Source organism: Bordetella pseudohinzii, from assembly GCF_000657795.2.
In the GTDB taxonomy this organism is placed as follows: Bacteria; Pseudomonadota; Gammaproteobacteria; order Burkholderiales; family Burkholderiaceae_B; genus Bordetella; species Bordetella pseudohinzii.
In genome coordinates, this window is sequence record NZ_JHEP02000004.1 from 39,687 (window position 1) to 63,374 (window position 23,688).

37 protein-coding genes are annotated in these 23,688 nt (G+C 63.0%); 30 read left to right on the plus strand and 7 right to left on the minus strand.

Translation table 11 applies throughout. The features are described 5' to 3' along the window. Positions 1 to 58 precede the first annotated feature (58 nt). From tuf to rpsQ, 12 genes are all read left to right on the plus strand, one after another. Positions 59 to 1,249 carry an elongation factor Tu gene (tuf, locus tag L540_RS06675; protein WP_043207328.1) on the plus strand — a complete coding sequence of 397 codons (1,191 nt, stop codon included), beginning with the start codon at positions 59 to 61 and terminating at the stop codon, positions 1,247 to 1,249. A 63-nt stretch (positions 1,250 to 1,312) separates the two neighbouring features. Continuing rightward, a complete protein-coding gene (gene rpsJ / locus L540_RS06680) occupies positions 1,313 to 1,624 on the plus strand; it encodes a 30S ribosomal protein S10 (protein WP_003806903.1) in 312 nt (103 codons plus the stop codon). A 316-nt stretch (positions 1,625 to 1,940) separates the two neighbouring features. Beyond that, positions 1,941 to 2,630 (plus strand): 50S ribosomal protein L3, encoded by a 690-nt coding sequence (rplC, locus tag L540_RS06685; RefSeq protein ID WP_032955622.1) that lies wholly within the window; start codon positions 1,941 to 1,943, stop codon positions 2,628 to 2,630. Between the two features lie 4 nt (positions 2,631 to 2,634). Further along, the gene (gene rplD / locus L540_RS06690) at positions 2,635 to 3,252 is read left to right on the plus strand and encodes a 50S ribosomal protein L4 (protein ID WP_029579986.1); all 618 of its coding nucleotides are present in this window, start codon (positions 2,635 to 2,637) and stop codon (positions 3,250 to 3,252) included. Beyond that, on the plus strand, positions 3,249 to 3,545 hold the full coding sequence (rplW, locus tag L540_RS06695) for a 50S ribosomal protein L23 (RefSeq protein WP_005017278.1): 297 nt from the start codon (positions 3,249 to 3,251) through the stop codon (positions 3,543 to 3,545). Before rplD ends, rplW begins: the two co-directional genes overlap by 4 nt. Further along, positions 3,546 to 4,373 (plus strand): 50S ribosomal protein L2, encoded by an 828-nt coding sequence (gene rplB, locus L540_RS06700; protein WP_029579985.1) that lies wholly within the window; start codon positions 3,546 to 3,548, stop codon positions 4,371 to 4,373. A gap of 12 nt (positions 4,374 to 4,385) precedes the next feature. Next, positions 4,386 to 4,661, plus strand: a complete 276-nt coding sequence (rpsS, locus tag L540_RS06705) for a 30S ribosomal protein S19 (protein WP_005017283.1) — start codon at positions 4,386 to 4,388, stop codon at positions 4,659 to 4,661. 3 nt (positions 4,662 to 4,664) lie between these two features. Continuing rightward, a complete protein-coding gene (rplV, locus tag L540_RS06710) occupies positions 4,665 to 4,994 on the plus strand; it encodes a 50S ribosomal protein L22 (RefSeq protein WP_029579984.1) in 330 nt (109 codons plus the stop codon). Between the two features lie 9 nt (positions 4,995 to 5,003). After that, positions 5,004 to 5,795, plus strand: a complete 792-nt coding sequence (gene rpsC / locus L540_RS06715) for a 30S ribosomal protein S3 (RefSeq protein WP_032955621.1) — start codon at positions 5,004 to 5,006, stop codon at positions 5,793 to 5,795. A 2-nt stretch (positions 5,796 to 5,797) separates the two neighbouring features. Beyond that, positions 5,798 to 6,214, plus strand: a complete 417-nt coding sequence (gene rplP, locus L540_RS06720) for a 50S ribosomal protein L16 (RefSeq protein WP_029579982.1) — start codon at positions 5,798 to 5,800, stop codon at positions 6,212 to 6,214. Between the two features lie 11 nt (positions 6,215 to 6,225). Continuing rightward, positions 6,226 to 6,417: a 50S ribosomal protein L29 gene (gene rpmC, locus L540_RS06725; protein WP_012415740.1), complete on the plus strand. Its 192-nt coding sequence runs from the start codon at positions 6,226 to 6,228 to the stop codon at positions 6,415 to 6,417. A 2-nt stretch (positions 6,418 to 6,419) separates the two neighbouring features. Beyond that, positions 6,420 to 6,701: a 30S ribosomal protein S17 gene (gene rpsQ / locus L540_RS06730; protein ID WP_012415741.1), complete on the plus strand. Its 282-nt coding sequence runs from the start codon at positions 6,420 to 6,422 to the stop codon at positions 6,699 to 6,701. Between the two features lie 126 nt (positions 6,702 to 6,827). Here the strand turns inward: rpsQ and L540_RS06735 are convergent, their stop codons facing one another. Genes L540_RS06735 through L540_RS06760 form a run of 6 tightly spaced genes read right to left on the minus strand, consistent with a single transcriptional unit; the run spans position 6,828 to position 12,424 of the window. Continuing rightward, positions 6,828 to 7,874, minus strand: coding sequence for a branched-chain amino acid ABC transporter permease (locus L540_RS06735; protein WP_043207320.1), 1,047 nt, complete (start codon positions 7,872 to 7,874; stop codon positions 6,828 to 6,830). Positions 7,875 to 7,878: 4 nt separating this feature from the next. Next, positions 7,879 to 8,898 carry a branched-chain amino acid ABC transporter permease gene (locus L540_RS06740; protein ID WP_048026136.1) on the minus strand — a complete coding sequence of 340 codons (1,020 nt, stop codon included), beginning with the start codon at positions 8,896 to 8,898 and terminating at the stop codon, positions 7,879 to 7,881. Beyond that, positions 8,895 to 9,629: an ABC transporter ATP-binding protein gene (locus L540_RS06745; RefSeq protein ID WP_043207319.1), complete on the minus strand. Its 735-nt coding sequence runs from the start codon at positions 9,627 to 9,629 to the stop codon at positions 8,895 to 8,897. Before L540_RS06745 ends, L540_RS06740 begins: the two co-directional genes overlap by 4 nt. Continuing rightward, positions 9,626 to 10,381 carry an ABC transporter ATP-binding protein gene (locus tag L540_RS06750; RefSeq protein ID WP_043207318.1) on the minus strand — a complete coding sequence of 252 codons (756 nt, stop codon included), beginning with the start codon at positions 10,379 to 10,381 and terminating at the stop codon, positions 9,626 to 9,628. Before L540_RS06750 ends, L540_RS06745 begins: the two co-directional genes overlap by 4 nt. A gap of 4 nt (positions 10,382 to 10,385) precedes the next feature. Further along, entirely contained in the window at positions 10,386 to 11,558 is a 1,173-nt protein-coding gene (locus L540_RS06755; RefSeq protein WP_043207316.1) for a substrate-binding domain-containing protein, read from the minus strand. Next, entirely contained in the window at positions 11,555 to 12,424 is an 870-nt protein-coding gene (locus L540_RS06760) for an alpha/beta fold hydrolase (RefSeq protein ID WP_043207314.1), read from the minus strand. Before L540_RS06760 ends, L540_RS06755 begins: the two co-directional genes overlap by 4 nt. Before the next feature lie 152 nt (positions 12,425 to 12,576). Between L540_RS06760 and L540_RS06765 the strand changes: the two genes are divergently transcribed. Then, positions 12,577 to 13,548 (plus strand): AraC-like ligand-binding domain-containing protein, encoded by a 972-nt coding sequence (locus L540_RS06765; protein ID WP_043207312.1) that lies wholly within the window; start codon positions 12,577 to 12,579, stop codon positions 13,546 to 13,548. Positions 13,549 to 13,583: 35 nt separating this feature from the next. Here the strand turns inward: L540_RS06765 and L540_RS06770 are convergent, their stop codons facing one another. Further along, positions 13,584 to 15,011 carry an NAD-dependent succinate-semialdehyde dehydrogenase gene (locus L540_RS06770; protein WP_043207306.1) on the minus strand — a complete coding sequence of 476 codons (1,428 nt, stop codon included), beginning with the start codon at positions 15,009 to 15,011 and terminating at the stop codon, positions 13,584 to 13,586. Between the two features lie 290 nt (positions 15,012 to 15,301). Between L540_RS06770 and L540_RS06775 the strand changes: the two genes are divergently transcribed. The 17 genes from L540_RS06775 to rpsD all read left to right on the plus strand — a co-directional run bounded on the left by L540_RS06775 (position 15,302) and on the right by rpsD (position 23,679). Next, complete coding sequence (locus tag L540_RS06775) at positions 15,302 to 16,054, plus strand: aspartyl/asparaginyl beta-hydroxylase domain-containing protein (RefSeq protein WP_043207305.1); 753 nt, start codon at positions 15,302 to 15,304, stop codon at positions 16,052 to 16,054. 368 nt (positions 16,055 to 16,422) lie between these two features. After that, on the plus strand, positions 16,423 to 16,791 hold the full coding sequence (gene rplN / locus L540_RS06780) for a 50S ribosomal protein L14 (RefSeq protein WP_005017313.1): 369 nt from the start codon (positions 16,423 to 16,425) through the stop codon (positions 16,789 to 16,791). Positions 16,792 to 16,801: 10 nt separating this feature from the next. Further along, positions 16,802 to 17,122, plus strand: coding sequence for a 50S ribosomal protein L24 (gene rplX / locus L540_RS06785; protein WP_043207304.1), 321 nt, complete (start codon positions 16,802 to 16,804; stop codon positions 17,120 to 17,122). Positions 17,123 to 17,134: 12 nt separating this feature from the next. After that, entirely contained in the window at positions 17,135 to 17,674 is a 540-nt protein-coding gene (gene rplE, locus L540_RS06790; RefSeq protein WP_029579970.1) for a 50S ribosomal protein L5, read from the plus strand. 12 nt (positions 17,675 to 17,686) lie between these two features. Continuing rightward, entirely contained in the window at positions 17,687 to 17,992 is a 306-nt protein-coding gene (gene rpsN / locus L540_RS06795; protein WP_005017321.1) for a 30S ribosomal protein S14, read from the plus strand. Positions 17,993 to 18,002: 10 nt separating this feature from the next. Continuing rightward, on the plus strand, positions 18,003 to 18,398 hold the full coding sequence (gene rpsH, locus L540_RS06800) for a 30S ribosomal protein S8 (protein WP_029579969.1): 396 nt from the start codon (positions 18,003 to 18,005) through the stop codon (positions 18,396 to 18,398). Between the two features lie 10 nt (positions 18,399 to 18,408). Next, positions 18,409 to 18,942: a 50S ribosomal protein L6 gene (rplF, locus tag L540_RS06805; RefSeq protein WP_043207303.1), complete on the plus strand. Its 534-nt coding sequence runs from the start codon at positions 18,409 to 18,411 to the stop codon at positions 18,940 to 18,942. Between the two features lie 18 nt (positions 18,943 to 18,960). Further along, positions 18,961 to 19,326 (plus strand): 50S ribosomal protein L18, encoded by a 366-nt coding sequence (gene rplR / locus L540_RS06810; RefSeq protein WP_029579967.1) that lies wholly within the window; start codon positions 18,961 to 18,963, stop codon positions 19,324 to 19,326. Between the two features lie 15 nt (positions 19,327 to 19,341). Next, positions 19,342 to 19,863, plus strand: coding sequence for a 30S ribosomal protein S5 (rpsE, locus tag L540_RS06815; protein ID WP_029579966.1), 522 nt, complete (start codon positions 19,342 to 19,344; stop codon positions 19,861 to 19,863). A gap of 3 nt (positions 19,864 to 19,866) precedes the next feature. Further along, positions 19,867 to 20,052, plus strand: coding sequence for a 50S ribosomal protein L30 (gene rpmD / locus L540_RS06820; RefSeq protein WP_029579965.1), 186 nt, complete (start codon positions 19,867 to 19,869; stop codon positions 20,050 to 20,052). Between the two features lie 9 nt (positions 20,053 to 20,061). After that, complete coding sequence (rplO, locus tag L540_RS06825; RefSeq protein ID WP_043207302.1) at positions 20,062 to 20,502, plus strand: 50S ribosomal protein L15; 441 nt, start codon at positions 20,062 to 20,064, stop codon at positions 20,500 to 20,502. A gap of 14 nt (positions 20,503 to 20,516) precedes the next feature. Continuing rightward, positions 20,517 to 21,842, plus strand: a complete 1,326-nt coding sequence (gene secY / locus L540_RS06830) for a preprotein translocase subunit SecY (RefSeq protein ID WP_043207300.1) — start codon at positions 20,517 to 20,519, stop codon at positions 21,840 to 21,842. 9 nt (positions 21,843 to 21,851) lie between these two features. After that, positions 21,852 to 22,070, plus strand: coding sequence for a translation initiation factor IF-1 (gene infA / locus L540_RS06835; protein ID WP_003806927.1), 219 nt, complete (start codon positions 21,852 to 21,854; stop codon positions 22,068 to 22,070). 35 nt (positions 22,071 to 22,105) lie between these two features. Beyond that, complete coding sequence (rpmJ, locus tag L540_RS21490; protein WP_003806928.1) at positions 22,106 to 22,219, plus strand: 50S ribosomal protein L36; 114 nt, start codon at positions 22,106 to 22,108, stop codon at positions 22,217 to 22,219. A gap of 42 nt (positions 22,220 to 22,261) precedes the next feature. Next, positions 22,262 to 22,627: a 30S ribosomal protein S13 gene (gene rpsM, locus L540_RS06840; protein WP_005017342.1), complete on the plus strand. Its 366-nt coding sequence runs from the start codon at positions 22,262 to 22,264 to the stop codon at positions 22,625 to 22,627. Positions 22,628 to 22,642: 15 nt separating this feature from the next. Further along, the gene (gene rpsK / locus L540_RS06845; RefSeq protein ID WP_005017345.1) at positions 22,643 to 23,044 is read left to right on the plus strand and encodes a 30S ribosomal protein S11; all 402 of its coding nucleotides are present in this window, start codon (positions 22,643 to 22,645) and stop codon (positions 23,042 to 23,044) included. An 11-nt stretch (positions 23,045 to 23,055) separates the two neighbouring features. Continuing rightward, a complete protein-coding gene (gene rpsD, locus L540_RS06850; protein WP_043207296.1) occupies positions 23,056 to 23,679 on the plus strand; it encodes a 30S ribosomal protein S4 in 624 nt (207 codons plus the stop codon). Positions 23,680 to 23,688 lie beyond the last annotated feature (9 nt).

Below are 23,688 nucleotides of genomic sequence, written 5' to 3' on the forward strand. Positions count from 1 at the left end.
CCGTGATCCGGGGCGCGGCAAATATCCAAGTTTCCTTGAAAGTTAAAGGATATAGATCATGGCAAAAGGCAAGTTTGAACGTACCAAGCCGCACGTGAACGTGGGTACGATTGGTCACGTTGACCACGGCAAAACGACGTTGACGGCGGCGATCACGACGGTGCTGTCGACGAAGTTCGGTGGCGAAGCCAAGGGCTACGACCAGATTGACGCGGCGCCCGAAGAGAAGGCTCGCGGCATCACGATCAACACGGCTCACGTTGAGTACGAGACGGAGACGCGCCACTACGCGCACGTTGACTGCCCGGGCCACGCTGACTACGTGAAGAACATGATCACGGGCGCGGCGCAGATGGACGGCGCGATCCTGGTGGTGTCGGCCGCTGACGGCCCGATGCCGCAGACGCGCGAGCACATTCTGCTGAGCCGCCAGGTTGGCGTGCCGTACATCATTGTCTTCCTGAACAAGGCTGACATGGTTGACGACGCCGAGCTGCTCGAGCTGGTGGAGATGGAAGTTCGCGAGCTGCTGAGCAAGTACGACTTCCCGGGCGATGACACGCCGATCGTCAAGGGTTCGGCCAAGCTGGCGCTCGAGGGCGACAAGGGCGAGCTGGGCGAGCAGGCGATTCTGTCGCTGGCCCAGGCGCTGGACACGTACATTCCGACGCCGGAGCGCGCGGTTGACGGCGCCTTCCTGATGCCGGTCGAGGACGTGTTCTCGATCTCGGGTCGCGGCACGGTGGTGACTGGCCGTATCGAGCGTGGCGTGGTGAAGGTTGGCGAAGAAATCGAAATCGTGGGCATCAAGCCGACGGTGAAGACGACCTGCACGGGCGTGGAAATGTTCCGCAAGCTGCTGGACCAAGGTCAAGCGGGCGACAACGTGGGCATTCTGCTGCGCGGCACCAAGCGTGAAGACGTCGAGCGTGGCCAGGTGCTGGCCAAGCCGGGTTCGATCACGCCGCACACGGACTTCACGGCCGAGGTGTACATTCTGTCCAAGGAAGAAGGCGGCCGTCATACGCCGTTCTTCAACGGCTATCGTCCGCAGTTCTACTTCCGCACGACGGACGTGACGGGCACGATCGACCTGCCGCAGGACAAGGAAATGGTTCTGCCGGGTGACAACGTGACGATGACGGTCAAGCTGCTGGCCCCGATCGCCATGGAAGAAGGTCTGCGTTTCGCCATCCGTGAAGGCGGTCGTACCGTCGGCGCCGGCGTCGTCGCCAAGATCCTCAAGTAATACCCATCAAGGGGGCGGTCAGGCTTGCCGGCCGCCTTCGTTTTTCGTTCTTTAGGAAACGCCATGAAAAACCAAAAGATCCGCATCCGTCTGAAGGCTTTCGATTACAAACTGATCGACCAGTCCGCAGCGGAAATCGTTGACACCGCCAAGCGTACCGGCGCTGTCGTCCGCGGTCCGGTTCCCCTGCCCACGCGCATCCGTCGCTACGACGTGCTGCGTTCGCCGCACGTCAACAAGACGTCGCGCGACCAGTTCGAAATCCGCACCCATCAGCGTCTGATGGACATCGTGGATCCCACCGACAAGACCGTTGACGCCCTGATGCGTCTGGACCTGCCGGCCGGCGTCGACGTCGAGATCGCTCTGCAGTAAGCAAGGCTTGAGGGTTTCGCCTCGCGCGAGACCCAAGAAATGGCCGCACTTCTTCCGAAGTGCGGCCATTTTGTTTTTGCAGACCGGCCAGCATCCGGCCCGATTTTTGGCCTGTGGCCTGGGTCAGACACTGGAGCCTGAAATGGCTAAGTGCTTGTGCCAGCTGCGAAAAACGTGCTAATATGCGAAGCTTGCCATTTTGTGGCAAGAGAAACTATGGCATCGAACGATGCTTGGTTCTTTGTCCTGTAGGGTGAGGGCCGTTACCCTTTGCCTGATTAGCCCCGACCAATCGCAGTCGGGAATGGAGAAAACAATGTCGAATACGACGCCCACGCCCGCCGCCCATCGGCTGGGTCTGGTGGGTCGCAAGGTCGGCATGACCCGCATTTTTACCGAGGAAGGCGAGTCCATCCCGGTCACTGTGCTGGACGTGTCCAACAACCGCGTGACCCAAGTCAAGTCCCTGGAATCCGACGGCTACGCCGCCATCCAAGTGACTTATGGCAATCGCCGCGCCTCGCGCGTGACCAAGGCTGAGGCCGGTCACTTCGCCAAGGCTGGCGCTGAAGCCGGCAGCATCCTGAAGGAATTCCGCCTCGACCCCGCCCGCGCCGCCGAATTCGCGGCTGGCTCGGTCATCGCCGTGGAATCCGTCTTCGAAGCCGGTCAACAAGTCGACGTCACGGGCACCACGATCGGTAAAGGCTTTGCCGGTACCATCAAGCGCCACAACTTCGGCTCGCAACGTGCCTCGCACGGTAACTCGCGCTCGCACCGTGTGCCTGGCTCCATCGGCCAAGCACAGGATCCGGGCCGCATCTTCCCCGGCAAGCGCATGGCTGGCCACCTGGGCGATGTGACCCGTACCGTTCAGAACCTCGACGTCGTTCGCGTCGACGCTGAGCGCGGCCTGCTGATGGTCAAGGGCGCTGTCCCTGGCCACGCTGGTGGCGATGTCATCGTGCGTCCGGCAGTCAAGGCGCCGGCCAAGAAGGGGGCGTAAGTAAATGGATCTCAAGCTCCTGAACGACCAAGGTCAGGCCGCCACGTTTAGCGCGCCCGACACCGTCTTCGGCCGCGACTTCAACGAAGCGCTGGTGCACCAGATCGTTGTCGCCTTCCAGGCCAACGCTCGCAGCGGCAACCGCGCTCAGAAGGACCGCGCTGAAGTCAAGCACTCCACCAAGAAGCCCTGGCGCCAGAAGGGTACCGGCCGCGCTCGCGCCGGTATGACCTCGTCGCCGCTGTGGCGTGGGGGTGGTCGCACGTTCCCGAATTCGCCTGAAGAAAACTTCAGCCAGAAGGTCAACAAGAAGATGTACCGTGCCGGGATCCGTTCGATCCTGTCGCAGTTGGCTCGTGAAGACCGCATCGCCGTGGTTGACACCTTCTCGCTCGAGTCGCCCAAGACCAAGCTGGCCGCCGCCAAGCTGAAGACCCTGGGCCTGGATTCCGTGCTGATCATCACCGACACGGTGGATGAAAATGTTTACCTCGCCACGCGCAACCTGCCGCACGTTGCCGTGGTCGAGCCCCGCTATGCCGATCCGCTGTCGCTGATCCACTACAAGAAAGTGCTGATCACCAAGCCGGCCATCGCGCAACTCGAGGAGATGCTCGGATGAACGCCGAACGCTTGATGCAAGTCATTCTCGCGCCGGTCGTGACTGAAAAAGCCACGTTCGTCGCCGAGAAGAACCAGCAAATCGCTTTCCGTGTGGTGGCCGACGCTACCAAGCCGGAGATCAAGGCTGCCGTCGAACTGCTCTTCAAGGTGCAGGTCGAAGCCGTGCAGGTCCTCAACCGTAAGGGCAAAGTCAAGCGCTTTGGCCGTTTCGTTGGCCGTCGTCGCAATGAGCGCAAGGCCTACGTCTCGCTCAAGGACGGCCAGGAAATCGACTTTGCGGAGGTGAAGTAAATGGCCCTCGTTAAAGTTAAGCCGACCTCGGCTGGCCGCCGTGGCATGGTGAAGGTTGTCAGCCCCAAGCTGCACAAGGGCGCGCCTCACGCTGCTCTGCTCGAAAAGAAGACCCGTGGTTCGGGCCGTAACAACAACGGTCACATCACGGTTCGTCATCGTGGCGGTGGCCACAAGCAGCACTACCGCGTTGTCGACTTCCGTCGCAACAAGGATGGTATCCCTGCGAAGGTTGAGCGTCTGGAATATGACCCCAACCGCACGGCTCACATCGCCCTGCTGTGCTACGCCGACGGCGAGCGCCGCTACATCATCGCGCCGCGCGGCCTGGAAGTGGGCGCCACGCTGATCTCGGGCATCGAAGCCCCGATCCGCGCCGGCAACACGCTGCCGATCCGCAACATCCCGGTGGGTACGACGATTCACTGCATCGAGATGATCCCCGGCAAGGGTGCTCAGATGGTCCGTTCGGCCGGCGCTTCCGCCGTGCTGATGGCCCGCGAAGGCACGTACGCCCAGGTCCGTCTGCGCTCTGGTGAAGTGCGCCGCGTGCACATCGAGTGCCGCGCCACCATCGGTGAAGTCGGTAACGAAGAACACAGCCTGCGCCAAATCGGTAAGGCCGGTGCCATGCGTTGGCGTGGTATCCGCCCGACGGTCCGTGGTGTCGCCATGAACCCGATCGACCACCCGCACGGTGGTGGTGAGGGCCGTACTGGTGAAGCTCGCGAGCCGGTCAGCCCGTGGGGTACTCCGTCGAAGGGTTACAAGACCCGTCGCAACAAGCGGACGAACAATATGATCGTCCAACGGCGCAAGCGCAAGTAAGAGGCGAACACTATGTCACGTTCGATCAAGAAAGGCCCGTTTGTCGACGCGCACCTGATCAAGAAGGTGGAAGCGGCCGTGACGGGCAAAGACAAGAAGCCGATCAAAACCTGGTCGCGCCGTTCCACGATCCTGCCCGAGTTCATCGGTCTGACGATCGCTGTGCACAACGGCCGCCAGCACGTTCCCGTTTACATCAACGAGAACATGGTCGGTCACAAGCTTGGCGAGTTCGCCCTGACCCGTACGTTCAAGGGTCACGCCGCGGACAAGAAGGCGAAGAGGTAAGCGATGGAAACTACTGCCATTATCCGTGGGGTTCACATCTCGGCCCAGAAGACCCGTCTGGTCGCGGACCTGATCCGCGGCAAGTCGGTCGCCCAGGCGCTGAACATCCTCAACTTCTCGCCGAAGAAGGCTGCCGGCATCCTGAAGAAGGCTGTCGAATCCGCCATCGCCAACGCCGAGCACAACGACGGCGCCGACATCGACGAGCTGAAGGTCACCACGATTTACGTGGACAAGGCTCAATCGATGAAGCGTTTCTCGGCTCGCGCCAAGGGCCGTGGCAACCGTATCGAGAAGCAGACCTGCCACATCACGGTCAAGGTCGGAGCTTAAGGAGTCAAGATGGGTCAGAAAATTCACCCCACTGGGTTCCGTCTCGCGGTCACCCGTAACTGGTCCTCGCGTTGGTACGCTGACGACAAGGCTTTCGGCGGCATGCTGGCCGAAGACATCCGCGTGCGCGAATACCTGAAGAAGAAGCTCAAGAGCGCTTCGGTCGGTCGCGTGGTCATCGAGCGTCCCGCCAAGAACGCCCGCATCACCGTCTACTCGGCTCGTCCGGGCGTGGTGATCGGCAAGCGCGGCGAAGACATCGAAAGCCTGAAGGCTGATCTGCAGCGTCTGATGGGCGTGCCCGTGCACGTCAACATCGAGGAAATCCGCAAGCCGGAAACCGACGCTCAGCTGATCGCCGACTCGATCGCCCAGCAGCTCGAAAAGCGCATCATGTTCCGCCGCGCCATGAAGCGCGCCATGCAGAACGCCATGCGTCTGGGCGCCCAGGGCATCAAGATCATGAGCTCGGGCCGTCTGAACGGTATCGAAATCGCTCGCACCGAGTGGTATCGCGAAGGCCGCGTGCCGCTTCACACGCTGAAGGCGAACATCGACTACGGCACCTCCGAAGCCCACACCACCTATGGTGTGATCGGCATCAAGGTGTGGGTCTACAAGGGCGACATGCTGGCCAATGGCGAGCTGCCCCCTGAAACCGCCGCCCCGCGTGAAGAAGAGCGTCGTCCGCGTCGCGCCCCCCGTGGCGATCGTCCGGATGGTGCCCGCAACGGCCGTCCGGGTGGTCGTGGCCGTGGTCCCCGCAAGGCGGACGCGGCTCCGGCGCCTGAAGGAGAATAACAATGCTGCAACCGTCTCGCAGAAAGTATCGCAAAGAGCAGAAAGGCCGTAACACCGGCCTGGCGACTCGCGGCACCAACGTGTCCTTCGGCGAATTCGGCCTGAAGGCCACCGGCCGTGGCCGTCTGACCGCCCGTCAGATCGAAGCCGCTCGTCGTGCCATCAACCGTCACATCAAGCGTGGCGGCCGTATCTGGATTCGTATCTTCCCGGATAAGCCGATCTCGCAAAAGCCGGCTGAAGTCCGGATGGGTAACGGTAAAGGCAACCCCGAGTACTGGGTCGCGGAAATCCAGCCCGGCAAGGTGCTCTACGAAATGGAAGGGGTCAGCGAAGAGCTGGCGCGCGAAGCGTTCCGCTTGGCCGCCGCCAAGCTGCCGATCTCGACCACGTTCGTTGCGCGTCATATCGGTGCTTAAGGAGTACAAATATGAAAGCTAGCGAACTCCGTTCGAAAGACGCCGCCGAGCTGGGCAAAGAGCTCGAAAGCCTGCTGAAGGCGCAATTTGGTCTGCGCATGCAGAAGGCTACGCAGCAGCTTGCCAACACCAGCCAGCTGCGCAACGTGCGTCGCGATATCGCGCGTGTGCGTACCTTGCTGACCCAGAAGGCAGGGAAATAAACATGAGCGAAACGCAAAACACCCAGGTTACCAAGCGCCAGCGTACGCTGGTCGGCAAGGTCGTCAGCAACAAGATGGACAAGACTGTCGTCGTGCTCGTTGAGCGCCGCGTCAAGCACCCCATCTACGGCAAGATCGTCATGCGTTCGGCCAAGTACAAGGCCCATGACGAATCCAACCAGTACAACGAAGGCGATACCGTCGAAATCGCGGAAGGCCGCCCCATCTCGCGCTCCAAGGCGTGGCGTGTGGTGCGTCTGGTCGAAGCGGCGCGCATCATCTAAGTTGTGCCTTCGCGGCGTTCCGGGGCTTGCTCCGGCGTGCCGCGAAATAAAACGGCAGGGATTATTCCCTGCCGTTTTTTTTGCCCCAAAAAAAGCGCGCCATCGGGGCGCGCCTTGCGGCCGCGTTCAGCGCCGCAGCTTGCCCGCGATCCCGCCAGGGAAGTAATACACCGACAGCACGAAGAGCACGCCCAGCCATAGCAGCCAGCGATCGGGCTCGAACAGCGGCGCGATGAGGCCGGCGGCCGAGACGGCTTCGTGCAGCACATGCAGGCCGTCCTGCAGATAGCTCTGCGCAAAGACGAACAGGGTCGCGCCCAACACCGCGCCATACATCGTGCCCATGCCGCCGATGACCAGCATCAGCAGGATGTTGAGCATGATCTCGAAGGACAGCGTGGTGTCCGGGCCGTTGTAGCGCAGCCAGAGCGCGTACAGCGCGCCGGCCACGGTGGCAAAGAGCGCCGCCAGGACGTTGGAGGCGCTGCGATAGACCACGGTGTGATAGCCGATGGCTTCGGCGCGGAAGGCATTTTCCCGAATGGCCTGCAGCACCCGTCCAAAGGGAGAATTGACGATGCGCAGCAACAGCAGAAAGAGCAGCAGCGCGGCCAGGAAAATCAGGTAGTAGGTGATGATGCGCCCGTCGATGTTCAGGCCCAGCACGGGCTGGGCGTAGGCCTTGTAGGCCGGACGCAGCATCTGCGGCACCTTGAAGTTCAGGCCATCCTCGCCGCCGGTCAGCCAGGACAGCTGCGAGCTGAGCGTCTGGAAGGCCGCGGCGACGGCCAAGGTGATCATGGCGTAGAAGATGGCCCTTACCCGCAGGCTGGCCAGGCCGATCACCAGGGCGAACAGCAGGGAGACAGCCAGGGCGCAGAGCAGCCCGGCGCCGACCGCCGTCCAGCCCGGCTCCATGCGCGTGCTGGCGATGGCCACGCCGTAGGCGCCGATGCCGAAGAACATCGTATGCGCGAAACTGACGATGCCGGTATAGCCCAGCAGCAGGTCGTAGCTGGCGACCAGCACGATGAAGATCAGGATCTTGGCCGCCACGGCCAGGGCGCGCGGGCCCGGAAAGGCAAAGGGCGCCGCGGCCAGCAGCAGCAGGATGAGGACGAGCAGCAGGGCCAGGAGCCGGCTGCGGGGCGGGTCGCCGGAGAGCAATGACATGGCGCTAGCGCGGTTGCGCGACAGGATAGACGCCTTGCGGCCGCCACAGCAGGACGGCGACCATCAGGGCGATATTGGAGAAGAGGGCGGCCTTGGGCAGCAGGAAGCCGGTGTAGTTGGCCATCAGGCCGACAAGCAGCGCGCCGATGAGACAGCCGGCCGTCGATCCCAGGCCGCCTATCATGATGACGATGAAGATCAGCACATTGACCTGGGCGCCGAGCTGAGGCACCACGGATTGCTGGTACAGGCCCCAGAGCACGCCGCCCAGTCCGGCCAGCATGGAGCCGGCGACAAACACGGCCACGAAGAGATGCCGGATGCGGTAGCCCAGGCTTTCGACCATTTCGCGGTCTTCCACGCCGGCGCGTATCAGCAGTCCGAGCTTGCTGCGGTTGAGCACCCAGAGCAGCAGGCCCAGCACGATGAGGCCGACCACCAAGGCCAGCAGGCGGAATTTCTCGATGGCGGCATCGCCCACAAGCAGGGCGCCGCGCAAGGCCTCGGGCAGGGCGAGCGCGATGGTCTGCGGACCCCAGATCATTTTTATGAGCTCCTCGCCGATGATCATGCCGCCCATGGTGATGAGGATCTGCTTCAGATGCTGTCCATACACCGGGCGCACGATCACGCGCTCGAACACCGCGCCTATCGCGCCGGCCACCAGCATGCCGACGATCATGGCCGGCAGGATGGCGCCCAGGTTGGCCAGCAGGCTGGGGTTGTTTGTCCAGCCGCCCATCAGCGACAGCACCGTGGTCGCCATATAGGCGCCGATGGCAATGAACAGGCCGTGGCCGAAATTGAGCACGTCCATCAGGCCGAAGACCAGGGTCATGCCGGAGGCGACGATGAAGATGATCATGCCCATGGCCAGGCCGGCCACGGTGAGCGTGAGCCAGGTCGACCAGGAGCCCACCAGGGGCAGGGCCAGCAGGGCCAGGCCCACTACCAGCAGGACAGGCAGATAATCGCGGCGCGCGGCAGGCAGGCTGGCGTCGGCGGCGGAAAGCGCGGCATTCATTGGTGACTCCCCAGGGACAGGCCCAGCAGGCGTTGTTGCAGGGCGTCGTCGTCGGCCAGCTCGGCCATGCCGCCGGCGTGCACGACACGTCCGTCGTCCATGACGGCGACGTGGTCGCCCAGCTGGCGGGCGAAGCCGAAATTCTGTTCGACCAGCAATATGGTCGTGCCGCCGCGCTTGAGTTCGACAAAGGCGGCGATCATGTTCTGCACGATGGCCGGCGCCAGGCCCTTGCTGGGCTCATCGACGATAAGCAGCCGCCTGGGCTCGATGATGGCGCGCGCCACGGCCAGCATCTGTTTTTGGCCGCCGGACAGGTTGCCGGCCGGGTAAAGCCAGAACTTGCGCAGGGCTGGAAAGAATCCGAATATCCATTCCAGCCGGGTGCTGTCCAGGTCCCTGGCGTGACGCGCCTGGCGGGCGGCCAGCAGGAGGTTTTCCTTGACCGACAGCCCCGCGAAGATGCCCATGTTTTCGGGCACATAGGCGATGCCGCGGCGCGCCATGTCGGCCGGCAGGGCCTTGACCGGGCTGCCCGCGAAATCCAGCGCGCCCTGCGAGGCCCGCCACAAGCCCATGATGGTGCGCAGTGTCGTCGTCTTGCCGGCGCCATTGCGGCCCAGCAGCATGGTGACGGCGCCCTCGGGGACATCCAGGTCCACGCCATGCAGGATGTGATAGGCGCCGATATGCGTGTGCACATCGCGCAGTCGCAGCAGCGGCGTCGTCATGAGGCGCTTCCCGTTCCCAGATAGGCCTGCTGCACCAGCGGCGAAGCGATGACCTCCGCCGGCGGGCCGTCGGCCATGAGGCGGCCGTTGTGCAGCACGACGATGCGGTCGGCAAGCTCGCGCACGACGTCCATCTTGTGTTCGACCAGCATGATGATCTTTTCGGGATCGCGCTTGAGCTCGCGTATCAGGTCAAGCACGACCGGCACTTCGTCCACGCTCATGCCGGCGGTGGGTTCGTCGAACATGAAGACCACCGGGTCCAGCGCCACCAGCATGGCGATTTCTAGCTTGCGCTGGTCGCCATGCGGCAGGTCGGCGGCGGCCTGGTCGCGCCGGTGTTCGAGCCGGGCGCGCGCCAGCAGCGTGTCGGCGCGCTCGATCAGCGCCCGGTCATCCTGCCAGCAGCGCCAAAGGCGGAGCCGCCGGGGCCCTTGCGAGCGGGATTGCAGGGCCAGCCTTACGTTCTCATGGACAGACAGCCGCGGGAACAGCTGGGTCAGCTGGAAGGCGCGGCCCAGGCCCGCATGCAGGCGCGCGGCCACGCCCAGGCGGGTCAGGTCCCGCCCGCCCAGCCGCACGGATCCCGCGCTGGCGCGCAACTGCCCCGATATGAGGTTGAAGTAAGTGGTCTTGCCGGCGCCGTTGGGGCCGACGATGGCCGTGAGCGTGCCCGGCGCATAGCGCGCGCTGACGTCCTCGACGGCCGTATGGCCGCCGAACCGGATGGTGAGCGAACAAGTCTCCAGCATGCCGTCAGCGCTTGTTGAGGATGGGCACATCCATCTGATCGGGTGTGATTTCGCGCACCAGATCCTGCACGGCCCAGGGCACGGCCGGATCGTTCTTGATGCGGAAGTGGTACATCGACTGCATGGCTTGGTGATCCTGCGGGCGGAAGCTCATCTTGCCCTTGGGCGTGTCGAAGCTCATGCCTTCCATGGCCTTGATGAGCGTGTCGGTGGCCGAATTGCCCTGGGTTTTCTTCAAGGCCTCGACGATGGCGATGCCGGCCGACATGCCGCCGGCGGTGAAGAAATCGGGCGGTTGGCCAAAGCGTTTCTGGTGTTCGGCGACCAGCCAGTCATTGATGGGGTTCTTGGGTATGCCGTAGTAATAGTAGGTGGCGCCCTCCATGCCGGCCAGGTTCTTCAGCGGCGTCATGGCGGCCAGGGTGTTGCCGCCAGTGGCGATCTCGATCCCATAGCGCTTGGGATCGAGATCGGCGATCTTGAAGGGATTGCCCGCGCCGGCCCAGAGGATGAAGATGATCTTGCGGCCCGGCTTGTCCTTGAGCGCATCGAACAGGCGCTGCGCGCCGCCGGTGAAATCCGTGGCGTTGGCCGGCAGGTATTCTTCATGCACGATCTTGGCATGCTTGAGCGCGCCCTTGAAGGCGCGCACGCCGTCGCGCCCGAAGGCGTAGTCCTGGGCCAGCATGCCGATGGATGTGCCTTCCTGGTCGAAGGCCACCGCGTTGGCGATGGCGTCCTGGGAAGAGTTGCGGCCCGTGCGGAAGATATAGCGGTTCCATTTTTCGCCGGTGATGGAGTCGGCCACGGCCGGCTCCACGAGCAGGATTTTTTCGTACTCTTCGGCGATCGGCAGCATGGCCAGCGCCACGCCCGAGGAGGTCGGTCCCACGGCCAGGTCGGCGTTGTCATCGGCATAGGCCGAAGCCAGCTGCGCGCGCGCGACATCCGGCTTGCCTTGGTTGTCCTTCTCGATCACGCGGATCTTGCGGCCGGCCACCGTCATGCTGCCCTGGGTGGCGTATTCCAGACCCATCATCAGGCCATTGTGCGTCTGCTTGGCATAGGCTTCCAAGGGACCGGTCTTGTCATAGACATGCGCCACCACCAGGTCGGCGGCGAGGGCGGGGGCGGCAAGGGCGAAGCTTGTCAGGGCGGCTGCCAGGATGCGTTTCATGCGGATTCTCCTTGGGCCCCATGCTGGGCCAGGAATTGGCGTATGGGTTCGATCTGCGCGGGGATGTTCAGGCTGGGGGCGTGGCCGCAGCCGGCAAACGTCAGCAGGCGCGCGCGCGGCCCGCGTTCGGTCATGGCCTGGGCGGTGTCTTCGAGCAGCAGGTCGGATTGCTCGCCGCGCAGCAGCAGCAGCGGCTGCCGGATGCTGTCGTATTCGGCCCAGCGCTCATAATCGTCGGGATGGTGCTCGAACTGGCCGACGATGGCCGGGTCGTAGTGCAGGGTGACGCGGCCATCGGGCAGGCGCCGCACCGAGGTTTCGGTCATGCGGCGCCATTGCTCGTCGCTCTGCCAGCCATAGGGCTTGTAGGCGCCGCGCAGCCAGTCCTCCAGCGCCGTCACCGTGTCGAAGGCCGGCGGCTTGCCCGTATAGGCCTGGATGCGCATCATGGCCGGACGCGGCAGGGTGGGCCCGATGTCGTTGATCACCAGCTGAGTGAGGCGGTCGCGCAGGCGCGTGGCGGCGGCCAGCATGCCGATGGCGCCGCCCATCGAGGTTCCCACCCAGGCGGCGCGGCCGATGCCCAGGCCATCGAGCAGGTCCTCGGCCAGGCGGACATAGAAAGACAGCTGGTATTCCTGGCGCGGCGCGGGGCTCCATTGCGACAGGCCGCGGCCCAGGGTGTCGGGGCAAATGACGCGCCAATCGGCGCTCAAGGCCCGGGCCAGGTCGTCAAAGTCGCGGCCGGTGCGCGCCAGGCCATGCCACAGGACGATGGCGGGCGATTCGGGCTGTCCCCATTCGACGTAATGCAGTTCGCGGCCCTGCGCGCCCAGATAGCGCGAGGCCGGCTGGTTTACCGCCATGTCTCCTCCCGGATTTCCCAGGTTGTTCTCTATTGGGCCCGAATATAGACTTGTCGGCGCGGCCCGGACAATGCGCCGCGGCCCGCAAAGAGGCACAGTCAAGAGAATGTGGACGCTCAGTCAAATCCCGGGCGTGCCTGGAGGCAGACACCATGGTTGATACGCGATTCGCCACGACGCAGGTTGAGGCGCGCCGGCAGCTGGACAGCTGGCGCGATGCGCTCGCGCATGCCTTCGGCCCCTTCGAGGTCCATGCCGGCCAGGGGGCCGGCTCCTTCGCCGGCAGCCTGCGCTACGCGCGCCGGGCCAATCTGCAATTCAATGACCTGCACTACCAGGGGCAGAAACTGGAGCGCACGCGCGGCAACGTCTCGCAGCTGGACGAAGAGTTCTACACTTTTGGCATGCCGCTGGCCGGCCCCCTGGCCGTCACCCAATCGGGCAGGCATTTCGAAGTCGAGCCCGGCTGTGTCTATCTCATGAACCAGAGCGCGCCCTATCAGGCCGTGGCGCTGGGCCAGGGCGGCTATCGCAGCCTGAGCATCTCTTTTCCGCGCTCGGCGCTGGCCCAGCGCGCCGCGCGGCTGGAGTCCTTCTACAAGCTGCGCGTCGATGGCGGCGCGCCCGGCGGGCAGCTGCTCAAAAGCTATCTGGACCATCTGCTGGGCGGCATGGCCGCCTGGAGCGATGCCGAAGTGGGCGTCCTGGGCGAGCACCTGATCGATCTCATCGTGCTCTTCCTGGTGCAATCGCAGGCCGCCCAAGCCTCGGAGAACGACAGCAGCGTGACCCTGGCGCATCGCGAACGGGCCCTGGCCTATATGCGCCGCCATCTGTCGGACACCGCATTGACCCCGGCCCGGGTTGCCCAGGCCTGCGGGCTTTCGGCCAGCTATCTGCACCGGGTGTTCCAGGCCGCGGGCCTGGGGGTGGAATCGCAGCTTTATGCGCTGCGCCTGGCGCATTGCCAGCGCCTGCTGCGGGATCCGGCCAACGCCCATCGCTCGATTGCCGAACTGGCCTATCAAAGCGGCTTTGCCCATCCTTCGCATTTCAGCCGCGCGTTCCGCCAGCGTTTCGGCGTGACGGCGCGCGAGTACCGCGCGGCGGGCGGGCGCGGCTGATTGTCTCGGCCCGCCCGCCGTGCCCGGGCCGCGGCTCAGATCTGGGTGATGTACTTGGTGACGAGGTAGCCGTCAAAGGTCTCCAGGCCGCCTTCGCTGCCGATGCCGCTGTCCTTGATCCCGCCAAACGGGGTCTCGGCCAGGGCGCTGCCGAAATGGTTGATGTTGACCATGCCGGCTTCCAGCGCATTGGACACCTTGGTGGCGGTCTTCAGCGACTCCGTGAACACATACGAGGACAGGCCGAAGGGCAGGCTGTTGGCGCGCTTGATGACCTCGTCGGTATCCTTGAAGCGCACCACCGGGGCCAGGGGGCCGAAGGGCTCTTCGGTCATCAGCATGGCGTGGTCCGGGATATCGGTCACGACCGTGGGGCTGAAGAAATAACCCTTGTCCGAAGGCGCTTCGCCGCCCAGCACGACCTTGGCGCCATGCTTGCGGGCATCATCGACGAATTGCTTCATGGCGGGAACGCGGCGCTCATGGGCAAGCGGGCCCATTTCAACGCCGGCTTCCAGGCCGTTGCCCACCTTGATGCCGGCCAGCACCTCGGTAAAGCGCGCCAGGAAGGATTCGTAGGCGCCTTCCTGGACATAGAAGCGGGTGGGCGACACGCAGACCTGGCCGGCGTTGCGGACCTTGAAGCGGGCCAGCATCTCGGCGGCGCGATTGACGTTGGCGTCATCGAAAACCAGCACCGGCGAATGGCCGCCCAGTTCCATGGTGACGCGCTTCATGTGGGCGCCGGCCAGGGCGGCCAGCTGCTTGCCCACCGGCACCGAACCGGTGAAGGACACCTTGCGCACAATGGGCGAGCGGATGAGGTAGTCGGAAATCCGGGCCGGCTCGCCCCACACGATATTCAGGCAGCCCTTGGGCAGCCCGGCCTCATGAAAGAGCCGGGCAATGGCCATCACCGCGCTGGGCGAGTCCTCGGGGCCCTTGAGCACCATGGTGCAGCCGGCGCCCAGCGCCGCGCAGATCTTGCGGATGGCCTGGTTGTACGGGAAGTTCCAGGGCGTGAAGGCGGCGCACACCCCGATGGGTTCGCGCACCACCAACTGGCGGGCGTCGGGATTGCGCGGCGGCACGACGCGGCCATAGATGCGGCGGCATTCTTCGGCGTGCCAGTCGGCATGCTCGGAGCAGCTGGTCACTTCGCCGATGGCCTCGGCCAGGGGCTTGCCCTGGTCCAGCGTCATATTGCGGCCGATTTCCTTGGCCTGCTCGCGCGACAGCGCGCCCACCTTGCGCAGGATGGCCGAGCGCTCCATTGGCGAGGTGCGCTTCCAGGTTTCAAATGCGCGGGCGGCCGCTTCGAGGGCGCGGTCCAGATCGGTCTGGGTGGCATGGGGCAGCTGGCCCAGCACTTCGCGCGTGGCCGGATTGACCACATCCTGGGTCTTGCGGCCGTCGCCGCTCAGAAATTCACCATCGATATACAAAGCCAACTGTTCGTACATGCCTGTCTTTCCTTGGGGAGGAGGGGATTGGGGTGAAGCGCGAGGCGCGTGCCGCGCCCGGTGTGGCGCCAGTCTAAACCAGCTTGGTTCCGTGGGGAGGGGCCACTCCGGACACAAGAGGGGGATCCAATGCGCGGAGGGCGGGGATAGCCCGTAGACGCGGCGGGGGGCTGATTCGGTATGATCGTTCCCTACTAATACGGAAATCCAGCGCGTTTGGGCCCATCACTGCCGGCTCCGGCCAGAGCCGGACGATCGGTCAAACCCACTTTGCCAGCCGACCTCAGACCGTGCAGCCAGCCACCGAGACCAAGCAAAGCCTGTTTTCGAAAATCCTCTTTCGTTTCATCGATTGGCTCCATGTCAGGATCGCCCGGGCCTCCAAGGTCGGGGACCAGCCCATCTTCGAGAATCGCCTGTTTCCCTGGGTGCCGGCCCTGGAGGCGCAGACGCCGGCCATCCGCGCCGAGCTGGAACAACTGCTCGCCGAGCGCGACCGCTTGCCGGCCTTTCACGAAATATCGCCTGATGTGGGCATGATCACCGGCGATGACCAATGGAAGACCTTTGTCTTCATGGGCTATGGCATGCGCTCGGAGCGCAACCTGGCGCGCTGCCCGGCCACGGCCCGCGCGCTGCGGGGCATACCCGGGGTCCGTACCGCTTTTTTCTCCATCCTGGAGGCCGGCAAGCGCATCCCGCTGCACAAAGGGCCGTATAACGGCGTGCTGCGCCTGCACCTGGGCCTGCGGGTGCCCGAGCCGCGCGAACAGTGCTGGATCGAGGTCGACGGCCAGCGCTACGCCTGGCGCGAGGGCGAGGCGGTCATTTTTGACGATCTCTACCCCCACCAGGTGCATAACGACACCCAAGGCCTGCGCGCCGTCCTCTTCGTGGATTTCGAGCGCCCGTGCCGGGCGCCGGTGCGTTGGCTCAACCGCCTGGTGCTGGCCGCCGCGCCCATGAGCGATGAGATCCGGCGCGGCAAAGCCAACCACGATGCCTGGGAAAAAGCCTATTACGACAAAAACGGGGCCGGTTAAGGCGCGTGCAGAATGTTGCGCGGCAAGGACAAGCCCTTGTTTTTTCGCCCAAAAGCGGCTTGCTTTACCTCGCGGGCTGGGATAGAATAAACAGCTTTCCCAAATTGTTAGTTGGGTTGGCCCAGGCCATAGCCGCAGTGCGATCTTAAGGTTGCGCCGCGCAAAACGGATCCCAGGGATTAGTCCCGGGGGAAAGATAGGCTTGGCGCCGGTTTGACTGACTTGCGGGAAATCCCCAGCAGGATTTCAACCCAGGGTCGTTGCCGCCAGCAGGCGGCGCGGACCTGACGGGACCAAAACTGGCAGGAAATGCGGGCCTATCCAACCGGGAAGGACGTGTTTTCAGTTAAGTTGGAACAGGAAAAATCATGATCCAAATGCAGACCACGCTGGACGTGGCCGATAACACTGGTGCGCGTGCTGTCATGTGCATCAAGGTGCTCGGTGGCTCCAAGCGCCGCTATGCCGGTATCGGCGACATCATCAAGGTGAGCGTCAAAGATGCGGCCCCGCGCGGGCGCGTCAAGAAAGGCGAAATCTACAACGCTGTGGTGGTTCGTACCGCCAAGGGCGTGCGCCGCAAAGACGGTTCGCTGATTCGTTTCGGTGGCAATGCCGCCGTGTTGCTCAATGCCAAGCTGGAGCCCATCGGCACCCGCATCTTCGGACCCGTTACGCGCGAACTGCGTACCGAGAAGTTCATGAAGATCGTGTCGCTGGCCCCGGAAGTGCTGTAAGGAGCCCACGATGAACAACATCCGTAAAGGCGACGAAGTCATCGTTCTGACCGGCCGCGACAAGAAGCGTCGCGGCGTTGTGCTGGCCCGCGTTGACGCCGACCACGTGCTGGTCGAAGGCGTGAACGTCGTGAAGAAGCACATGAAGGCCAACCCCATGGCCAACAACCCCGGCGGCATCGTCGAAAAGACGCTCCCGATCCATATCTCGAACGTGGCGCTCTTCAACCCCGCCACCGGCAAGGCCGATCGCGTGGGTATCAAGGAAGAGGACGGCCGCAAGGTTCGTGTGTTCCGTTCCAATGGTGCCGTCGTCGGCGCCAAGGCGTAAGGGGCGAAAGACATGTCTCGTTTGCAAGATTTCTACAAGAGCAAGGTCGCTGCCGACCTGCAGGCCAAGTTTGGCTACAAAAGCGTGATGGAAGTCCCCCGCATCACCAAGATCACCCTGAACATGGGTGTCTCGGAAGCCGTGGCGGACAAGAAGGTCATCGAGCATGCCGTCTCGGACCTGACCAAGATCGCCGGTCAAAAGCCCGTCATCACCAAGACGCGCAAAGCTATCGCGGGTTTCAAGATCCGTGAAAACTACCCGATCGGTTGCATGGTCACGCTGCGCGGCCAGCGCATGTACGAATTCCTGGATCGCCTGGTTGCGGTCGCGCTGCCGCGCGTGCGTGACTTCCGCGGCATCTCGGGTCGTGCTTTCGACGGCCGTGGCAACTACAACATCGGGGTGAAAGAGCAGATCATTTTCCCCGAAATCGAGTACGACAAGATCGACGCGCTGCGTGGGCTGAACATCAGCATCACCACCACCGCCAAGACCGACGAAGAAGCCAAGGCGCTCCTGACCGCCTTCAGCTTCCCGTTCCGCAACTAAGGGGCTGATGACGTGGCTAAACTCTCCCTCATCAATCGCGACATCAAGCGCGCCAAGCTGGCTGACAAGTTCGCCGCTCGCCGTGCCGAATTGAAAGCGATCATCGACGACCAGTCGAAGACCGACGAAGAACGTTACCAAGCTCGGCTGAAGCTTCAGCAACTGCCGCGCAATGCCAACCCGACGCGCCAACGCAATCGCTGCGTGGTGACCGGTCGTCCGCGCGGCGTGTTCCGCAAGTTCGGCCTGACCCGTCACAAACTGCGTGAAATGGCCATGAAGGGCGAAGTGCCCGGCATGACCAAGGCCAGCTGGTAGGAGAACGAATATGAGCATGAGCGATCCCATCGCCGATATGCTGACCCGCATTCGCAATGCGCAGCAAGTTGACAAGACTACGGTGAACATGCCCTCCTCGAAGCTGAAAGTGGCTATCGCCACCGTGCTGAAGGACGAAGGCTATATCGACGGTTTTGAAATCAAGGGCAGCCAGGCCAAGCCTGAGCTGGAAATCACCCTGAAGTACTACGCCGGCCGCCCGGTCATCGAGCGCATCGAACGTGTCTCGCGCCCCGGTCTGCGTATCTACAAGGGCCGCAGCAACATTCCTCAGGTCATGAACGGCCTGGGCGTGGCTATCGTTTCGACCTCGCGCGGCGTGATGACCGACCGCAAGGCTCGCGCCAACGGCGTGGGCGGCGAAGTGCTTTGCTACGTGGCCTAAGGAGACTCGAATGTCACGTATCGCTAAGTATCCGGTCGAACTGCCCAAGGGTGTTGAAGCCAACATCCAGCAGGATCAGATCACCGTCAAGGGCCCGCTGGGCACCTTGGTGCAGGCGCTGACGGGCGACGTCAACGTGGTTGAGGACGCCGGCAAGCTGACCTTCGCCGTCGCCAACGACTCGCGTCACGCCAACGCCATGTCGGGCACCGTGCGCGCGCTGGTCGCCAACATGGTGACCGGTGTGAGCAAGGGTTTCGAGCGCAAGCTGACGCTGGTCGGCGTGGGTTACCGTGCCTCCGTGCAGGGCGACGCCGTCAAGCTGCAGCTGGGCTTTTCGCACGACATCCTGCACAAGCTGCCCGCCGGTGTTAAGGCCGAGTGCCCGACCCAGACGGAAATCGTCATCAAGGGCGCCAACAAGCAAGTCGTCGGTCAGGTGGCCGCGGAACTTCGTGCTTATCGCGAACCCGAGCCCTACAAGGGCAAGGGCGTGCGTTACGCCGATGAGCGCGTCGTCATCAAAGAGACCAAGAAGAAGTAAAGGCGACAAGGACGAATCATGGACAAAAAAGTTACCCGTTTGCGTCGTGCGGTTCCGACCCGCCGGAAGATTACGCAGCTGGGCGTTCATCGCCTGTCGGTCTTCCGCTCGAACCTGCACATCTACGCCAACATCATTTCGCCGGAAGGCGATCGTGTGGTCGTCAGCGCCTCGACGCTCGAGGCCGAAGTGCGCTCGCAGCTGGCTGGCCAGTCCGGCGCCGGTGGCAACACCGCCGCTGCCGCGCTGATCGGCAAGCGTGTGGCCGAAAAGGCCAAGGCCGCCGGTATCGAACTGGTTGCCTTCGATCGCTCGGGCTTTCGTTACCATGGCCGCGTCAAGGCGCTGGCCGATGCCGCGCGTGAAGCCGGCCTGAAGTTCTAAGCGAGGATCAGTCAAATGGCTAAAGTACAAGGCAAGAACGCCGCGGAAAAAGAGAACGACGACGGTCTGCGCGAAAAGATGATCGCGGTCAACCGCGTGAGCAAAGTGGTCAAGGGTGGTCGCACCATGAGCTTTGCCGCGCTGACCGTGGTGGGCGATGGCGATGGCCGTATCGGCATGGGCAAGGGCAAGGCGCGTGAAGTGCCGGTGTCGGTCCAGAAGGCGATGGAACAGGCCCGCCGCGGCATGTTCAAGGTGGCCCTGAAGAACGGCACGCTGTACCACACCGTGGTGGGCAAGCACGGCGCCTCGACGGTGCTGATCTCGCCGGCCGCTGAAGGTACCGGCGTGATCGCCGGCGGCCCGATGCGCGCCATTTTCGAAGTGATGGGCGTGCGCAACGTCGTGGCCAAGAGTCTTGGCTCGAGCAACCCGTACAACATGGTTCGCGCCACGTTGAACGGCCTGCGCAATTCCCTGACCCCGTCGGAAGTTGCTGCCAAGCGCGGCAAGACCGTCGAAGAGATCCTGGGGTAAATCATGGCTCAGAAGCAGATCAAAGTTACGCTCGTACGCTCGGTGATCGGTACCAAGCAATCCCACCGCGACACGGTTCGCGGCCTGGGTCTGCGCGGTCTCAACAGCAGCCGCGTGCTGCTCGACACGCCGGAAGTGCGCGGGATGATCCGCAAGGTGGATTATCTCGTCTCCGTGTCGGAAGCCTAAGGAATTACGATGTCGGATATTCAACTCAATACGCTGAAGCCCGCTGAGGGCGCTAAGCACGCCAAGCGCCGCGTCGGCCGTGGCATCGGTTCCGGCCTGGGTAAGACCGCCGGCCGTGGTCACAAGGGTCAGAAGTCGCGTTCGGGCGGTTTCCACAAGGTTGGCTTCGAAGGCGGCCAGATGCCGCTGCAGCGTCGCCTGCCCAAGCGTGGTTTCACCCCGCTCGGCCAGCATCTGTACGCCGAAGTCCGTCTGTCGGACCTGCAGCGTCTCGACGTCGAGGAAATCGACGTCCAGGCCCTGAAGGCCGCGGGCGTGGTTGGCCAGGGCGTGCGTTATGCCAAGGTCATCAAGTCGGGTGAACTCTCGCGCAAAGTGGTGCTGCGTGGCATCACTGCGACGGCTGGCGCTCGCGCCGCCGTCGAGGCCGCGGGCGGCTCGCTTGCTTGATCGCGAGGTGACGCGTGGCTAAAGCGCAGGCACTGGGCAAGACCGGTACGCGATACGGCGATCTGAAGCGCCGTCTCGTGTTCCTGGTCCTCGCCCTCGTGGTTTACCGTCTCGGTACTCACATCCCTGTTCCGGGCATCAATCCGGACGCGCTGGCGGACTTGTTCCGCCAGAACCAGGGCGGGATCCTGGGCCTGTTCAACATGTTCTCGGGCGGTGCGCTTTCGCGCTTTTCGATCTTTGCCCTGGGGATCATGCCGTACATTTCGGCATCCATCATCATGCAGTTGATGTCGGTGGTGGTGCCGTCGCTGGAAGCGCTCAAGAAAGAGGGCGAGGCCGGCCGGCGCAAGATCACCCAATACACCCGCTACGGCACGGTCGTGCTGGCGCTGGTGCAGGCTGTGGGCATTTCGGTGGCGTTGGAGTCGCAACCCGGGCTCGTTGTCGATCCGGGCATGTTGTTCCGCTTCACCACGGTGGTGACGCTGGTCACCGGCACCATGTTTGTCATGTGGCTGGGTGAACAGATTACCGAACGTGGTCTGGGCAATGGTATTTCGATCCTGATCTTCGCTGGTATCGTCGCGGGCTTGCCCACGGCCTTGGCCGGGCTGCTGGACCTGGTGCGCACCAACTCGATGTCGGTGGTGTCCGCCCTGTTCATCATCGCCCTGGTGATACTGGTGACGGCGTTCGTCGTGTTCGTCGAACGCGGGCAGCGCAAGATCACGGTCAACTATGCCAAGCGCCAAGTGGGCAACAAGGTCTACGGCGGACAGAGCTCGCATCTGCCGCTCAAGCTGAACATGGCCGGGGTGATTCCGCCGATCTTCGCGTCGTCGATCATTCTGTTCCCGGCCACGATCACCAGCTGGTTCTCCAGTGGTGACCGTATGGTCTGGCTGCGTGACCTGGCTGCCGCGCTTGAACCTCGTCAACCGCTCTACATCACGCTGTATTCGGTCGCGATCATCTTCTTCTGCTTTTTCTACACGGCTCTGGTGTTCAACAGCCGCGAAACGGCGGATAACCTGAAGAAGAGCGGTGCGTTCGTCCCGGGCATTCGTCCCGGTGAGCAAACCGCGCGTTACATCGACAAGATTCTGATGCGTCTCACGCTGGCTGGTGCCCTCTACATCACGCTCGTGTGCTTGCTGCCGGAATTCTTGGTGATGCGTTGGAACGTACCGTTCTACTTTGGTGGAACGTCCCTATTGATCATTGTTGTGGTGACGATGGATTTCATGGCGCAAGTTCAGGCCTACATGATGTCGCACCAATACGACTCGCTGCTCAAGAAGGCCAACTTCAAGGGTACGGGTTTGCCCATGCGGTAAGCAAAGAGTATGTCAAAGGACGACGTCATCCAGATGCAAGGTGAGGTTCTTGAGAACCTCCCCAACGCGACTTTTCGCGTCAAGCTCGAAAACGGCCACGTGGTGTTGGGCCATATTTCCGGCAAGATGCGCATGCATTACATCCGGATTCTGCCCGGCGACAAGGTCACAGTGGAGCTCACGCCCTATGATCTGACGCGAGCAAGAATAGTCTTCCGCTCCAAATGATGCGGAACCGGGTTACGGAAAATTAGGAGTCAACCATGAAAGTAATGGCATCGGTTAAGCGGATCTGCCGCAACTGCAAAGTTATCAAACGTCACGGCGTCGTGCGTGTCATCTGCACCGACCCGCGTCACAAGCAGCGTCAAGGCTAACCCCGGTTAGCGGTACGCAACGGATTAAATCAAGGAACAGTCATGGCCCGTATTGCTGGCATTAACATTCCGCCGCAACAGCACGCCGAGATCGGCCTGACCGCCATTTTTGGCATCGGTCGTACGCGCGCCCGCAAGATCTGCGAAGCTGCTGGTGTGCCCGTTACCAAAAAGGTCAAAGATCTGACCGACGCTGAGTTGGAACGCATCCGTGAACACCTGGGTGTGTTCACTGTCGAGGGTGACCTGCGTCGTGAAGTACAGCTCTCGATCAAGCGTTTGATCGACCTGGGAACCTACCGCGGTATGCGTCATAAGCGCGGTCTGCCCGTGCGCGGCCAGCGCACTCGCACCAACGCCCGCACCCGCAAGGGCCCGCGTCGTGCTGCTGCGTCCCTGAAGAAATAATCGAGGATTTAGATTATGGCGAAAGCTTCCACCAGCGGCGCTTCGCGCGTGCGCAAAAAGGTCAAGAAGAACGTCTCGGACGGCATCGCGCACGTTCACGCATCGTTCAACAACACCATCATCACCATCACCGATCGCCAAGGCAATGCCCTGTCCTGGGCGACTTCGGGTGGTGCCGGCTTCAAGGGCTCGCGCAAATCGACCCCGTTCGCCGCTCAGGTCGCCGCCGAAACGGCCGGCCGCGTGGCGATGGAATACGGCATCAAGACCCTCGAAGTCCGCATCAAGGGTCCTGGTCCTGGCCGCGAATCGTCCGTGCGCGCCCTGAATGCGCTGGGTATCAAGATCTCGAGCATTGCCGATATCACGCCCATCCCGCATAACGGCTGCCGTCCGCCGAAGCGTCGTCGTATCTAAGGGGAACCTTCATGGCTCGTTATACTGGTCCCAAGTGCAAACTCTCGCGCCGCGAGGGCACCGATCTGTTCCTGAAGAGCGCCCGCCGCTCGCTGGATTCCAAGTGCAAGCTGGATTCCAAGCCTGGCCAGCATGGCCGCACTTCGGGCGCCCGCACCTCTGACTACGGTCTGCAGCTGCGTGAAAAGCAAAAGCTCAAGCGCATGTACGGCGTGCTGGAAAAGCAATTCCGCAAGTACTTCGCCGAAGCCGAGCGCCGTCGTGGCAACACCGGCGAAACGCTGATCCAGCTGCTCGAATCGCGTCTGGACAACGTCGTCTACCGCATGGGTTTCGGTTCGACCCGCGCCGAAGCCCGCCAACTGGTGAGCCACCGCGCCATCGAACTGAACGGCCACACCGCCGATATCGCTTCGATGCTGGTCAAGGCTGGCGACGTCATCACGGTGCGCGAAAGCGCCAAGAAGCAAGCCCGCATCCGCGAATCGCTGGATCTGGCTTCGAGCATCGGCATCCCCCAGTGGGTGGAAGTCGATACCAGCAAGATGGCCGGTACGTTCAAGTCGGCTCCGGATCGCGCTGATGTCGCCCGCGACGTCAACGAATCCATGGTCGTCGAACTGTATTCGCGTTAATCGTATCGC